This window comes from Vibrio kasasachensis (genome assembly GCF_050337565.1).
Taxonomy (GTDB): domain Bacteria; phylum Pseudomonadota; class Gammaproteobacteria; order Enterobacterales; family Vibrionaceae; genus Vibrio; species Vibrio kasasachensis.
In genome coordinates this window covers 312705-327230 of sequence record NZ_JAKJTB010000010.1, presented here as the reverse complement: position 1 = coordinate 327230, position 14526 = coordinate 312705, and the positions used below count along the sequence as shown (strand labels likewise).

At 44.2% G+C, this 14526-nt stretch carries 9 protein-coding genes; 5 read left to right on the top strand and 4 right to left on the bottom strand.

Annotated features, from left to right (window positions below):
• Positions 1-20: 20 nt before the first annotated feature.
• Positions 21-1397, bottom strand: a complete 1377-nt coding sequence (locus L4C38_RS06290) for a PhoH family protein (RefSeq protein ID WP_428796682.1) — start codon at positions 1395-1397, stop codon at positions 21-23.
• A gap of 610 nt (positions 1398-2007) precedes the next feature.
• On the opposite strand from L4C38_RS06290, the gene rapA reads away from it, so the two are divergent.
• The 5 genes from rapA (at position 2008) to L4C38_RS06265 (ending at position 9079) form a co-directional block, all read left to right on the top strand.
• Positions 2008-4917, top strand: coding sequence for an RNA polymerase-associated protein RapA (gene rapA / locus L4C38_RS06285; protein ID WP_428796681.1), 2910 nt, complete (start codon positions 2008-2010; stop codon positions 4915-4917).
• A gap of 60 nt (positions 4918-4977) precedes the next feature.
• Positions 4978-5715 carry a bifunctional tRNA pseudouridine(32) synthase/23S rRNA pseudouridine(746) synthase RluA gene (rluA, locus tag L4C38_RS06280; protein ID WP_428796680.1) on the top strand — a complete coding sequence of 246 codons (738 nt, stop codon included), beginning with the start codon at positions 4978-4980 and terminating at the stop codon, positions 5713-5715.
• Between the two features lie 66 nt (positions 5716-5781).
• The gene (locus tag L4C38_RS06275) at positions 5782-6744 is read left to right on the top strand and encodes a D-2-hydroxyacid dehydrogenase (protein ID WP_428796679.1); all 963 of its coding nucleotides are present in this window, start codon (positions 5782-5784) and stop codon (positions 6742-6744) included.
• Positions 6745-6911: 167 nt separating this feature from the next.
• Entirely contained in the window at positions 6912-8087 is a 1176-nt protein-coding gene (locus tag L4C38_RS06270) for a YjgN family protein (protein ID WP_428796678.1), read from the top strand.
• Positions 8087-9079: a M48 family metallopeptidase gene (locus tag L4C38_RS06265; RefSeq protein WP_428796677.1), complete on the top strand. Its 993-nt coding sequence runs from the start codon at positions 8087-8089 to the stop codon at positions 9077-9079. Before L4C38_RS06270 ends, L4C38_RS06265 begins: the two co-directional genes overlap by 1 nt.
• 72 nt (positions 9080-9151) lie before the next feature.
• On the opposite strand, the gene L4C38_RS06260 is transcribed toward L4C38_RS06265, so the two are convergent.
• The 3 genes from L4C38_RS06260 to pepA all read right to left on the bottom strand — a co-directional run bounded on the left by L4C38_RS06260 (position 9152) and on the right by pepA (position 14403).
• Positions 9152-12007, bottom strand: a complete 2856-nt coding sequence (locus tag L4C38_RS06260; RefSeq protein ID WP_428796676.1) for a valine--tRNA ligase — start codon at positions 12005-12007, stop codon at positions 9152-9154.
• Positions 12008-12225: 218 nt separating this feature from the next.
• The gene (locus L4C38_RS06255; RefSeq protein ID WP_428796675.1) at positions 12226-12675 is read right to left on the bottom strand and encodes a DNA polymerase III subunit chi; all 450 of its coding nucleotides are present in this window, start codon (positions 12673-12675) and stop codon (positions 12226-12228) included.
• A 219-nt stretch (positions 12676-12894) separates the two neighbouring features.
• Positions 12895-14403, bottom strand: a complete 1509-nt coding sequence (gene pepA / locus L4C38_RS06250) for a leucyl aminopeptidase (RefSeq protein WP_428796674.1) — start codon at positions 14401-14403, stop codon at positions 12895-12897.
• Between the last annotated feature and the right edge of the window lie 123 nt (positions 14404-14526).

Here is a 14526-nt window from a genome sequence, read left to right as displayed (position 1 = left end):
CGAGTATAAAGATGGAGTGGCTACAAATTTTCTTCAGCAAACTCCGCCAATCGACTACGTACTACGCCATTAAGATGTATGTTGACACTGCCTTCGAAATTTTTAAATCGCTCGACCATGTAAGTTAAACCAGAAGTGACAGGTGTTAAGTAGGAGGAATCTATCTGAGCTAAATTACCAGAACAGACAATCTTAGTTCCTTCACCACAGCGAGTGATGATGGTCTTAATCTGCGATGCGGTAAGGTTTTGGCATTCATCGAGCAGTACAAATGCATTTTGAATCGATCTACCGCGCATGAAATTAATCGATTTAAACTGAATGTTAGCCTTATCGCAGATGTATTTCAGCGAGCCTTCAGTGCAATGATCATTTTTATGCAAAGCTTCGAGTGTATCGGTAACGGCTGCAAGCCAAGGCAGCATTTTTTCTTCTTCGCTACCCGGTAAAAAACCGATCGATTCGCCAATATCAGGTGTGTTCCGAGTAACAATAATTTTATCAAACATCTTGTTTTCGATACTTTGTTCAAGTGCTGCTGCAAGGGCTAGTAGAGTTTTGCCACTCCCCGCGGCACCAGTTAAAATGACTAAATCAATATCTGGGTCGAGCAGGGCGTCCATCGCCATTGCTTGGTAGATGTTTTTTGGTGTGATATCCCATGTACGTCGGTGCATTAATCGATCTCGGCTAAGATCTTTTAAGGTGATGGAATCGTCATCTATTGCAGTAATGCAACCAACAAAGTCACTTTCTTCATCTATCACATATTGGTTTAAGTAGGTTGGTTCGAAGGTCTCCTTTGCCATGGTATGAAAGGTGCTACCAGCAAAAGCTTTGCTTTCTACTTGAGTTACATTTGCCCAGAAGTCACCTTCAATTTGTTGAAAACCTTTAGTGAGATACTGGACATCATCAATGAGTTGGTCGGTTCGATAATCTTCAACAAAACGAACCCCCGCCCCTTTTGCTCGCAAGCGCATATTTATGTCTTTGGTGACTAAGATGACTTCTCGTGGGGCGCGTTTATTTTGCAAATAGAGTGTGGCATTAAGAATGCGATTGTCACCTGCTTTATCCGCAAATGCTTTAATTGTCTCTTGCAGTTCAAAATCAGCTAAAATGGCGATATGCCCAGTTGCCTCTTTATCTCGATTAATCGGGATACCTTCGGATATTTCATCAGGTGTAGCATCTTTAAATAGCGCTTCCAATGCTCGAATGGCGACTCTAGCGTCTCGTGCAACATCGCGCTTACTGTCTTTGATACGATCAAGTTCTTCTAAAACCGTCATCGGGATGATGACATCGTGTTCTTGGAAGGAATAAATAGCGAAAGGTTCATGAAGAAGGATATTGGTATCGAGTACGAAGAGTTTTCTATCCGTATCACCCATAAGCGTCTCCTGCCGCTAGGCGGCGCAGTGCCCACTGTTGTGAGGCTGACTTTACTGCTTGCTAGCTGGTGATAATCTAGCCGAAAATTCAAATAGCCTGTAGTTGCTGTATGAATTGTTCATTTATCGTACTGTCCCCGCTCTGTTGTATGACTGAGGGGAAAAGCTAGCCAGCAAACCCGTATTGATCGTCTTTGCTATACGCATGAGTGACGCAAATCGTGAAAAGGAAAAAACACTCATGCGTAAATAAAAGTATATACCTGATTTTCTTAAAGTTGCAGTGGTGCTGTTAAGATTATCTGCCACATTACCGAGTTTAAGCGTTCTTTGTGCTTGTTGCTCGTAGTGCCATTAAGTGACTAAGGTATATGCAATCGTCATCTTCTGTTGTGACATGCTTTTCTTTCACTTTGATGTCATTCGATTAGATGGGGAAAATTTGTTGGGAAATGCGCGCTAGGCACGTGACCAATGTCACAGCTTCGAGTAAGATGACCGACCTTTTTCCGCGCCAACGCTGACCAGAAAATTCCCCGTCAGCTGCCTTTGAAATGGCGCGAGAACAGCTAAGATAAGTAGTAAATTTATTAAATGAGGTAGTCTATTCATGACATTTGCTTTGGGTCAGCGTTGGATCAGTGATACGGAAAGTGATCTTGGTTTAGGAACCGTAGTAGCATTGGATGCTCGTACAGTAACAGTGATGTTTGCTGCATCAGAAGAAAACCGTGTTTATGCCCGTACCGATGCGCCCGTAACTCGAGTGACATTTAATGTTGGTGATGTAATTGAAAGCCAGCAAGGTTGGTCATTAAAAGTTGAGCAAGTAGTTGAAGAACAAGGGCTACTATCATACTTAGGTACTCGTGAAGACGATGGTGAGCAAGACGTTGTGCTGCGTGAAATCATGCTTAGCAACCAAATTCGTTTTAACAAACCTCAAGACAAATTGTTTGCAGGTCAAATTGATCGCATGGACAACTTTGTTTTACGTTACCGAGCGCTGAAAAATCAATATGAGCAACATAAGAGCCCAATGCGTGGTCTTTGTGGTATGCGAGCGAGTCTCATCCCGCATCAGCTATACATTGCTCATGAAGTAGGTCGCCGCCATGCACCTCGCGTATTATTGGCTGATGAGGTTGGCTTAGGTAAAACGATTGAAGCGGGTATGATTATACACCAACAAGTGTTGGCGGGGCGTGCCGAGCGTATTCTGATTGTGGTACCAGAAACACTACAGCATCAATGGCTAGTGGAGATGATGCGCCGTTTTAACCTGCACTTCTCAATTTTTGATGAAGAGCGTTGTGTTGAAGCATTTTCAGAATCAGACAACCCATTTGATACACAGCAATATGTACTTTGTTCGCTCGACTTCCTGCGCAAGAGCCGTAAACGCTACGAGCAAGCTCTAGAAGGTGAATGGGATCTTTTGGTTGTCGATGAGGCGCACCACCTAGAGTGGAGCCAAGATAAGCCAAGTCGTGAATACCAAGTAATTGAAGGATTAGCGGAGCAAACTCCGGGCGTGTTGCTACTAACTGCAACACCGGAACAGCTAGGACGTGAAGGACACTTTGCTCGTCTTCGCTTACTCGACTCTGATCGCTTTTATGATTATGAAGCGTTTGTAAAAGAAGAAGCTCAATACGCACCCGTTGCGGATTCAGTGAGCATGCTATTCTCTGGTTTAGTACTGCCAGATGAAGCAAAAAACCAGATTACTGAATTGTTGTTTGAGCAGGATGTTGAACCGTTATTCCGCATTATTGAAAGCGATAGTGATGAAGCTGAAAAGGCGACAGCACGCCAAGAGTTGATCGATAACTTGATGGATCGCCATGGTACAGGACGAGTGCTGTTCCGTAATACGCGCGCTGCTATCAAAGGCTTCCCTGTTCGCAATGTCAATCTTTTGCCAATGGCTATTCCTCAGCAATATACCACCTCAATGCGTGTATCCGGCCTGATCGGCGGCAAGATTAGCCCTGAAGCTCGTGCTCTTAAGAACTTGTACCCAGAAGAAATTTTTCAAGAATTTGAAGGGGAAGATTCAAGCTGGTGGCAGTTTGATTCACGTGTGAATTGGCTTCTAGAAAAGATTAAAGACAAACGCAGTGAGAAAATCCTGGTTATCGCTTCCCGTGCGAGTACAGCTCTACAATTAGAGCAAGCGTTGCGTGAGCGTGAAGGCATTCGTGCAACCGTGTTCCACGAAGGTATGTCGATCATTGAGCGTGACAAAGCGGCGGCTTATTTCGCCCAAGAAGAAGGTGGTGCTCAAGTTCTGATCTGTAGTGAGATTGGTTCTGAAGGTCGTAACTTCCAATTCGCGAACCAGTTGGTGATGTTTGATTTACCATTCAACCCTGATTTGCTTGAACAGCGTATTGGTCGTTTGGATCGCATTGGGCAAAATCGTGATATCGATATTCACGTTCCTTATCTTGAAGGTACAGCGCAAGCGATTTTGGCACGTTGGTTTGATGAAGGTTTGAATGCGTTTGCAGAAACTTGCCCAACGGGTCGAGCGGTTTACGACCTCTTTTCTGACCGTTTGATTGAAATTTTGGCGTCGGGCACTAACGAAGGCTTAGATGAAGTCATTGAAGAGTCAGCGAAGTTAAATAAAGATCTTAAGTCACAGCTTGAACAAGGTCGCGATCGTCTACTTGAAATACACTCTAATGGTGGTGAAAAAGCGCAAGCAATCGTAGAAAAAATCTCAACGACGGATGGTGATACTAACCTAGTGACATTTGCCCTTAGTCTGTTTGATACGATTGGTTTGAACCAAGATGATAAAGGTGAAAATGCGCTTGTCGTCACACCGTCAGAGCACATGATGGTGCCGAGCTACCCAGGCTTACCGTATGAAGGTGCAACCATTACCTTTGATCGTGACACTGCTTTGTCGCGTGAAGATATGCACTTCATTAGTTGGGAACACCCGATGATTCAAGGTGGTATTGACCTGCTTATGAGTGAAGGTGTGGGTGCTGCAGCTGTTTCATTACTAAAAAACAAAGCCTTACCAGTAGGTACTTTATTGCTTGAACTGATTTATACGGTTGATGCACAAGCGCCTAAACGCAGTGGCATTAGCCGATTCCTGCCACAAACGCCAATTCGTATGATACTTGATGGCAAAGGGAATGATCTTTCTGAACAGGTGGAATTTGAAAGTTTCAATCGCCAATTAAGCCCTGTTGGTCGCCATATTGCGGCTCGATTGGTGAGCTCAGTGCAAGCACAAGTTCACCAACTTATTACTGTAGGCGACAAACTCATCTTGAACAAAATTGAAGCGATTCGTCTTCAAGCACAGCAAGAAATGCAAGTAAGTTTGAACACGGAACTTGAACGTTTACAAGCATTAAAGGCAGTGAATCCGAATATTCGTGATGAAGAAGTTGAAGCGATTGATGCTCAAATTACAGAACTAACTGGGTACATAAGCAAGGCACAATTCCAATTAGACTCGCTTCGCATGATCGTTGTCTCACATCAATAATCCCCACATTTAACGAGCGGTAGGCTTTTGCTTATTGCTCGTTTTTTGGAGCAAAGTAACATGGCAATGTTGCAGTACAATCCCCCTATTGATCCTTGGGTTGATATCATTTTTGAAGATGACCAAATTCTAGCGGTAAATAAACCGTCTGGGTTGCTTTCTGTTCCAGGGCGTTTACCCGAACACAGTGACAGTATGTGGCTTCGTATCCAAGAGACGTATCCAGACGCTCAAATTGTTCATCGCTTAGATATGGATACCTCTGGTTTAATGGTTCTAGCTAAGAATAAACAAGCGGAAAGTGCCTTGAAAAAGCAATTTCAGTACCGCCTTACCCACAAGGTTTACTATGCTCGAGTATGGGGTCATGTTGAGTCCAACGAAGGTGTGGTCGATTTACCACTCATTGGTGATTGGCCTAATCGACCAAGACAGATGGTATGCCATCAAACAGGAAAGCCTTCAAAGACCTTGTTTCAAGTGGTAAAACATGAAGAGAAAACCACCATTGTACGCTTGTTGCCGATAACCGGACGCTCACACCAACTGCGTGTGCATATGCAAGCGTTGGGTCACCCAATTGTGGGTGATGAGTTTTATTCACAAGGCGCAGCATTTGAATGTTCGGAACGCTTGGCGTTGCACGCTGCAGAATTGAGCTTTTACCACCCTAAAACTGATTGGTTACGTAGTCTCTTTGTTCCTTGTGACTTTTATCCTGAAGCAGAAGAGATGATCTTTAATTGTTTCGATCCTGTGCAAAAATTACCTGATTACAAAACGCTGCCAAGACCTTAGCGTTAATAGAATACTCAAACTACTTAAAGTAGGCAGAGCATTAGGCAGCGAAATAAGGAGAAACCTATGTCGCTGCCTATTGTTGTCTTTCTCGATCGTTCAACGATTCCCCCTCATATTGAATTTCCCCACTTACCTTTTGATCATCAATGGATCGAATATGACACTACTGAACCTGATCAGATTGTTGAAAGGTTAAGCCAAGCACAAATTGTCATTACCAACAAAGTGGTGTTAGATCGCCGCACATTGGTTCATCTACCAAATCTTGAACTGATTGCCGTCTGTGCAACAGGTTTCAACAATATTGATATTGATTACTGCCAGCAAGTAGATATTGCTGTCGCCAATGTTCGTGGCTATGCCACCCAGTCAGTGCCGGAGCATGTCATCGCGATGATGTTTGCTTTAAGACGCAACCTTATGGGCTATCACCAAGATATTGCAGCAGGTGAATGGCAACGTAAACAGCAATTCTGTTTCTTTACTCATTCTATTGGTGATATTGCTGGCGCGACTTTTGGTGTTATTGGTAGTGGAGAGTTAGGGCAGGCTACGGCATTGCTGGCGAAGTCATTAGGGATGAACGTGATCTTTTCGGAGCGAAAAGGTGCCGCGAAATGCCGCGAAGGCTATCTTTCTTTTGAGCAAGTATTGATGCTATCTGATGTGCTGAGTTTACATTGTCCGCTTAATCAACAAACGCGCAATCTGATCGGTACAAAAGAGCTAGCGCAAATGAAACCTGATGCGATTTTGATTAATACCGGGCGTGGTGGTTTGGTGGATGAGTCTGCATTGGTTAAAGTGCTACAGGAGAAGTCGATTGGTGGTGCAGGAGTGGACGTGTTTAGCCAAGAGCCCGCTGATGAGAATAATCCTCTAATCGCTAACTGTGACCTACCAAACTTATTGCTGACTCCTCATGTTGCATGGGGTAGTGACTCATCGATCCAGAAGCTTGCGAATATCCTGATGGATAATATTACGGCTTTTAAACAAGGATCTCGAAAAAACAGAGTACTGTAATTAATTTGCAGCATGTTATGGTGAAAATTCTGATTAATAGCTGACTTTTTAATGCGACCATGATCAACGCATGAAGGTATTTTAAGTCAGACTGATGGACTAAGCTTATGGAATATAAGAAATTACCGAGCTAATCGTTTATCAAGTTAATATCAGGAATTTTAGACATGGATCAACAGCAGTCAAGCAACCCAGTGTCCTTTAATGGAAAAGGAGGCGAGTTTTTTGGTATTTGGATAGTCAACATTCTACTCACTATCATTACCTTAGGCATTTACTCGGCGTGGGCAAAAGTCAGAACGAAGCGCTACTTTTATGGCAATACCCATATCGATGGCGACAATTTTGAATATCATGCGCAGCCTATTCAACTGCTTAAAGGGCGCCTTGTTGCCCTAGCTATTGTGATAACTTGGGCTACAGCCAACGCTTTCTTCCCAGTTGCTAGTCTTGCACTATTATTCGTTTTTTATGCCGCGTTACCTTGGTTACTGTGGAGTAATGCTCGATTTGATGCGGCAATGACCAGCTTCCGTAATGTTCATTTTTCTTTCACGGCGCCATTAAAAAAAGCGTATATAACTCTACTTGGTAGAGGTGTGGGTACTTTTTTAGTCATCACGATTTATATTGCAGTTATTGCAGCCGTCGCTGATTTCGCCGTCGTCGGCGCGATGATTATGGCGGTGTGTTCTGTTGTGCTACTCCCGGTTGTATATGCTTGGTTTATTACGGGAGCTCATCGTTTTTTTGCCAACGGTTACCAATATGGTGATTGGAAATTCAATGCCGATCTGAAAGTGGGTTTCTTTATTAAAACTTACCTAAAGGCGATGCTTATCGGGGCGATGTTTGCGTTGATATTTATTATGATTTCTGGTTTTAGCGTTTTAGGGACTCTTGATTGGGCACAAGTGCAAAACGGTGATCTTTCCTCTCTTCGTAATGTTGATCCCACGCTAATTATTGTATTGGCTTATAGCACTATGATTGTGCTGATGATTACAGTGACAGCGTATACAACTACTTGTATTCGTAACTATATATTCTCTCAACTAGAAACGAAACACGAAGGCATGCAAGGTGAAGAGTATCGATTTTCTTCAACACTTACCGTTCGTAGCTATCTTTGGTTAGTGATCTCTAACTTCTTACTTCAAGTGGTGACATTGGGCATAGCTCGCCCATGGGTAATGGTTCGTACAACTCGCTACCTTGCCAATAATACTATGGTTATCGGTAATATGAGTTTGCTGGTAGCAAGCGATCAAGCATCTGATGTGAAGTCAGCTGTATCCGATGAAGTTGCCCAAGCCTTTGATCTTGGGATCGGTATTAATTAATGCGTTTTAAAGGCATAGCGTTTCCACCGCGTAGTTCTGTGCGTTATGAGGCTGAGCTTGATGCAACTCAAGTTGATTTCCTCAGCCTGAGAATGGAGGGGGATATAATTAGCTGTGAGTTACAGAAGGTGAGTATTAGTGTTCCGGTAGGTCAGTTGCCTATTCGATTTCGATTTCCCAATGGCTGGGTGTTTGTGGTTGAACGATCGCCACAAATGAGTAGCTGGTTGAGGGACAATAGGCGTTTGAGTTTGATCGATAAAGCGGAATCGAACGTTGTGGCTTGGGTGTTGGGCGCGATATTTTGTGTTGGGTTTGTCCTTGGTAGTTATGTTTATGTATTGCCATGGGCGAGCTATAAGATTGCGGAGTCAGTACCGGACTACGCTGCTATTGCACTAGGTGACAAGATTCTGCAAAGCTTTGATCAGCATTGGGAACCAAGTTCACTGCCACACTCTGAGCAGGAGCGGATTCAAAATCGAGTCACACAATATACGACCAAATTAGAACCATTGCCTTACCAGATCGATGTGGTGTTTCGCTCTTCAGATATGGGAGCGAATGCCTTTGCTTTACCTGGTGGAAAAATTGTCATACTTGATGAAATGATTGAACTGGCAGAGTCGGATCAACAATTAGATAGCATCATTTTACATGAGCTTGGACATGTACATAATCGCCATATGCTGAAGAAACTGGTGCATTCAAGTGTCTTATCGGTGGGTGTTTCACTGTTGACAGGCGAAAGTTCCGGCGTGATTGATAACCTCGCTGGTATCGGCGTTTTTTTCCTGTCGAATGGTCACACTCGAGAAGCTGAAGTTGAGGCCGATGAATATGCTAAGCAGGGTATGCGGATTATCCATGGTAGCAGTGAACCGATGGCAGAAATGTTTGAGCGGTTTAGTGAGCAAGAGAGAATTGATATGCCAGTATGGCTTAGTTCGCATCCGGATTTTAAGCAGCGCATCGAGGCGGCGAGAGAGTAAATTCAGTTGTATTTGTTCAGTAAAAAAGGGTTGCCCATCATGAGCAACCCTTTTTTTACGAGACTGAAAAGATTAAAGTGCAGCGATAGTCGCTTTTTGCTCTTCTAGTTTCGTTAGTGTTTCTTTATAACCTTCTAGCTTTTGACGCTCTACAGCAACGACTGCTTCTGGTGCTTTAGCAACGAAACCTTGGTTACCTAATTTACCTTCAAGACGTTTGATTTCACCATGAGTTTTCTTGATTTCACCATCAAGACGAGCAAGCTCAGCGTCTTTGTCGATGAGACCCGCCATTGGGATCATCAGCTCAGATTTAGCCACTAATGCCGTTGCGCATGCAGGCGTTTCTTCACCAGAAGCAAGTACACGTACCGACTCAAGTTTAGCAAGAGACATCAGCACTTGTTTGTTTGCTTCAAGGCGCGCAGCATCGTTCTCGTCAGCTTTCAACATCACTTCTAGAGGTTTACCTGGGTTGATGTCGTATTCTGCACGTAGGTTACGAATACTCGTGATAAAGGCTTTTACCCACTCAATGTCATCTAGTGCTTCTTGGTTGAAGTTCGCTTCATCATATTGAGGCAGAGCCTGTAGCATGATTGTGTCGCCTTCCACACCGTCTACAAGTGGCTTGATGCTTTGCCAGATTGTTTCAGTGATGTAAGGAATAACAGGGTGAGCAAGACGCAGAGTCTTCTCTAGAACCGTGATTAGTGTACGACGAGTACCACGTTGCTGAGCTTCAGTACCTTTCCAAAGAATCGGTTTAGTTAGCTCTAGGTACCAGTCACAGAATTGGTTCCAGATGAATTCATACAGCGTGTTTGCTGCCATATCTAGACGGAAGTTGTCGATATGGTTATTGAATGCTTGCGCGGCTAGTTCAAACTGAGACTCGATCCACTTATCGGCTAGTGAGTATTCAATCTCACCACCGTTGAAGCCACAATCTTGCTCTTCTGCATTCATCATTACGTAACGGCTAGCGTTCCATAGTTTGTTACAGAAGTTGCGGTAACCTTCTAGACGCTTCATATCCCAGTTGATATCACGACCAGTCGAAGCCATCGCAGCTAGAGTGAAACGTAGCGCATCAGTACCATAAGGTTCGATACCATTTTCAAATGTCTTACGTGTGTTTTTCTCGATTTTCGCAGCTAGTTGAGGCTGCATCATGTTGCCACAACGTTTTTCAACTAGAGATTCAAGGTCGATACCATCGATCATATCGATAGGGTCAAGTACGTTACCTTTCGACTTAGACATTTTGTCGCCGTTCTCATCACGGATCAGACCCGTCATGTAAACTGTTTTGAATGGTACTTGTGGCTTACCGTTTTCATCTTTACAGAAATGCAGCGTCATCATGATCATACGCGCAACCCAGAAGAAGATGATGTCAAAACCAGACACCAATACATCCGATGGATGGAATTGCTTCAGTGCTTCTGTATTTTCAGGCCAGCCTTGCGTACCGAACGTCCAAAGAGCAGATGAGAACCAAGTGTCCAATACGTCATCATCTTGGCGAAGAACCACAACTGGTGAAAGGTTGTTGTTTGCACGTACTTCTTCTTCAGTACGACCTACATAAACTTTGCCATCGTTGTCGTACCAAGCTGGGATACGGTGGCCCCACCATAGTTGACGAGAAATACACCAATCTTGAACGTCACGCATCCAAGAGAAGTACATGTTTTCGTATTGCTTAGGTACGAATTGAATATCGCCGTTTTCAACTGCTTCAACCGCAGGTTTTGCTAGAGGTGCGGTACGCACATACCATTGGTCAGTTAGCAGTGGTTCAATAACCACACCACCACGGTCACCGTATGGTACAACGAGGTCATGATCTTTCACTTCTTCTAGCAAACCAAGTTCGTCGAACTCAGCAACGACCGCTTTACGCGCCGCAAAACGTTCCATCGCATGGTACTTCACTGGTAATGCAGTAGAGTACGCTTCGCATGGTTCGCCATTGGTGTTGAATACTTCTGATGTCTCACGAATGTTCGCGTCAAAAGTTAGAATGTTGATCATCGGTAGTTGATGGCGCTTACCAACGTCGTAGTCATTGAAGTCGTGTGCTGGTGTAATTTTCACACAACCAGTACCTTTATCCATATCCGCGTGCTCATCGCCCACAATAGGGATTCGACGCTCAACGATAGGTAGGATGATTTCTTTACCGATTAAGTTTTTGTAGCGTGGGTCTTCTGGGTTAACCGCAACACCAGTATCACCGAGCATGGTTTCAGGACGAGTGGTTGCGACTACGATGTAATCTTTACCATCAGCCGTTTTAACGCCGTCAGCTAGTGGGTAGCGGAAGTGCCACATGTGACCTTTAGTATCTTTGTTCTCTACTTCAAGATCAGAGATAGCGGTGTGTAGCTTAGGATCCCAGTTAACTAGACGCTTACCGCGGTAGATAAGATCTTCTTCGTAGAGGCGCACGAATACTTCTTGGACGGCATGAGATAGGCCGTCATCCATAGTGAAGCGCTCACGCTCCCAGTCAACAGATGCACCAAGGCGACGAAGTTGTTTAGTAATAGTATTACCAGATTCGCCTTTCCATTCCCAAATTTTGTCAATGAAAGCTTCACGACCGTAATCGTGTTTCGTTTTGCCTTCTTCAGCAGCTATTTTGCGCTCAACAACCATCTGAGTTGCGATACCAGCGTGATCAGTACCGACTTGCCAAAGGGTATTTTTCCCTTTCATTCGTTCAGCACGGATCAGCGTATCCATGATTGTGTCTTGGAACGCGTGACCCATATGCAGGCTACCAGTGACGTTTGGTGGCGGGATCATGATGCTGTAAGCTTCTTTTGAAGTGTCACCGTGTGGCTTAAAGTAGCCTTTCTCTTCCCAAGCTTGATATAAAGCTTGTTCGATTGAAGTTGGGTTGTATGTCTTTTCCATAGCGCTCTTTTCTTTCCTCGTTATATTTGGGCTGATAGCGGCGTTAACTGCATTCGTAAATCCTAATCACATACTGGAGTATGCTCATTGAGATTGACTCATTTGTTGCCTTGCTTTAGCCCTACTATTTAGAGGACTGATTCTGGTTTAAAGTTAATCTATGCCAATCTTTATAAGTGAACTCTCTATAGGGAGAGCTTAACTATAAGGATTGACGGCTAGTTGTGTTCGATTTCGATCGTTTGCAGCTGGTAACCGGCTTGACGGTAGCTTTTATACCTTTCTCTTGCGAGTTGTTTAGCTTTTTCTTCGCAAGGAACGAAGTCTACCACTTGAGCAAACTTGTTCGCAAAGGTTGTCTCATTATCCGCCAAATTAATTACTAGCTGTCGATTCCACGAGGGTTTAACCCCTTGATGACCGATTTCAATATTGGTGGCGTATTTGGGACCTTCACCAACGAGGTTGTGCGCAATGAACTGGTTGGCATTCACTTGCCAAAAGTGCTCAGCGATCTTCTCTGCATGAAGCTTGTCATGGCAATTTAAATAAACTTTAGCGCCTTGACGGGCAAAATGCTGAGTCAGGAAGACAATGTATTCTTCAAAGCCCGCCAACGTTGCTTGATGACTGTCTTCTTTGACTATGTAGAAGGTTGCTGTTTGCATTACACTCTCATTTGCCGTTGATATATTAAGCGACCGAGGCAGTTTATACCCGTCATACTTGAAGTTGCAGCGGTGTTGGCTGTGTTCGTGCGCCCCAATCACACAGTTCACCTATGCTCAGAGGACTTTCTTACTTGCCGCCTACCTGTATCTTCAAGTTACTTGGGTATAGATATATTAAAAAAGGGCCTTGCGGCCCTTTTAGATTTTATGCAGAAATTATTCTTCTGTCTCTTGGCCGCTGCGGTTCAATAAGAATTGGACGAGCATTGAGACCGGACGACCAGTGGAGCCTTTTGTTGCCCCTGATTTCCACGCTGTACCTGCGATATCGATGTGTGCCCAGTTGTACTTCTTGGCGAACTTCGATAGGAAACAACCGGCAGTGATTGTACCCGCGGCGCGACCACCCAAGTTTGCCATATCAGCAAACGGGCTCTTAAGTTGCTCATGGTATTCATCTGCCATAGGTAGACGCCATGCACGGTCACTTGCTTGCTCAGAAGCATTGACTAGCTCATGAGATAGAGGATTGTGGTTGGATAAGATGCCACTGATGTGATGACCTAATGCCATCACACAAGCGCCGGTAAGGGTTGCTACGTCGACAACACAATCTGGTTCAAAACGTTCGACATAAGTCAGTGCATCACACAGCACTAGGCGGCCTTCAGCGTCGGTATTGAGTACTTCAACCGTCTGACCTGACATTGTCGTTAGAATGTCACCCGGTCGGTAAGCGCTGCTACCTGGCATGTTTTCACAGCCAGCCAAGATACCGATTACGTTGATAGGCAGGTTCAACTTTGCCAACGCTTTCATAGTACCGAAGACAGATGCTGCACCACACATGTCGTACTTCATTTCATCCATCGCTTCACTTGGCTTGATCGAAATGCCGCCTGAATCGAAAGTTAGACCTTTACCAACAAGAACAATGGGTTTTGCATCAGCAACTGGGTTGCCTTTGTATTCGATGATCGACATCATCGATTCATTCTTTGAGCCACGACCGACAGCAAGGTATGACGTCATACCCAGTTTTTCCATCTCTTGTTCACCAATGATCTTAGAGGTGATAGTCTCGTAATCGTCAGCTAGACGGCGAGCTTGAGATGCTAAGTAAGCAGGGTTCGCAACGTTTGGTGGCATATTGCCAAGATCTTTTGATGCTTTTACACCAGATGCAATAGCAAGACCGTGAGCAATAGCGCGCTCACCTAGGTTTAGTTCACGACGAGTTGGTACGTTGAATACAAGCTTACGCAGCGGACGGCGAGTTTCTGGCTTAACTGTTTTAAATTGGTCAAATGTGTAAAGACCGTCTTTGGTCGCTTCAACGGCTTGACGAACTTTCCAGTAAGTATCACGACCTTTAACATGCAGTTCAGTTAGGAAACATACTGCTTCCATAGAACCGGTTTCGTTAAGAGTGTTGATTGTTTTCTGAATTATTTCTTTGTATTGACGTTCGCCTAGCTCACGTTCTTTACCACAACCAACCAGTAGAACGCGCTCAGAGAGTACGCCCGGTACTTGATGCAAAAGAAGCATCTGCCCCGGTTTTCCTTCTAGATCACCACGACGAAGTAGTGAACTGATATAGCCATCACTAATCTTATCTAGCTGTTCGGCAACTGGAGAAAGGCGACGTGGTTCAAATACACCCACGACGATACAAGCGCTGCGTTGTTTCTCAGGGCTACCACTTTTTACACTGAACTCCATGCGTACTCCTACATCCTGAAGACAAATAGAACTAAATGTTAGATAATGCCTGCTTACTTGTTGATTCCATAATCGGAACTACCTTTAAATTAAGCAAGCTAACAGTCAGTTAGAATTTTTAAA

Bases quoted from the DNA above. Each gene is read 5' to 3' on its own strand.
- L4C38_RS06290 (WP_428796682.1), bottom strand. From the start codon at position 1,397: ATGGGTGATACGGATAGAAAACTCTTCGTACTCGATACCAATATCCTT.
- rapA (WP_428796681.1), top strand. From the start codon at position 2,008: ATGACATTTGCTTTGGGTCAGCGTTGGATCAGTGATACGGAAAGTGAT.
- rluA (WP_428796680.1), top strand. From the start codon at position 4,978: ATGGCAATGTTGCAGTACAATCCCCCTATTGATCCTTGGGTTGATATC.
- L4C38_RS06275 (WP_428796679.1), top strand. From the start codon at position 5,782: ATGTCGCTGCCTATTGTTGTCTTTCTCGATCGTTCAACGATTCCCCCT.
- L4C38_RS06270 (WP_428796678.1), top strand. From the start codon at position 6,912: ATGGATCAACAGCAGTCAAGCAACCCAGTGTCCTTTAATGGAAAAGGA.
- L4C38_RS06265 (WP_428796677.1), top strand. From the start codon at position 8,087: ATGCGTTTTAAAGGCATAGCGTTTCCACCGCGTAGTTCTGTGCGTTAT.
- L4C38_RS06260 (WP_428796676.1), bottom strand. From the start codon at position 12,007: ATGGAAAAGACATACAACCCAACTTCAATCGAACAAGCTTTATATCAA.
- L4C38_RS06255 (WP_428796675.1), bottom strand. From the start codon at position 12,675: ATGCAAACAGCAACCTTCTACATAGTCAAAGAAGACAGTCATCAAGCA.
- pepA (WP_428796674.1), bottom strand. From the start codon at position 14,403: ATGGAGTTCAGTGTAAAAAGTGGTAGCCCTGAGAAACAACGCAGCGCT.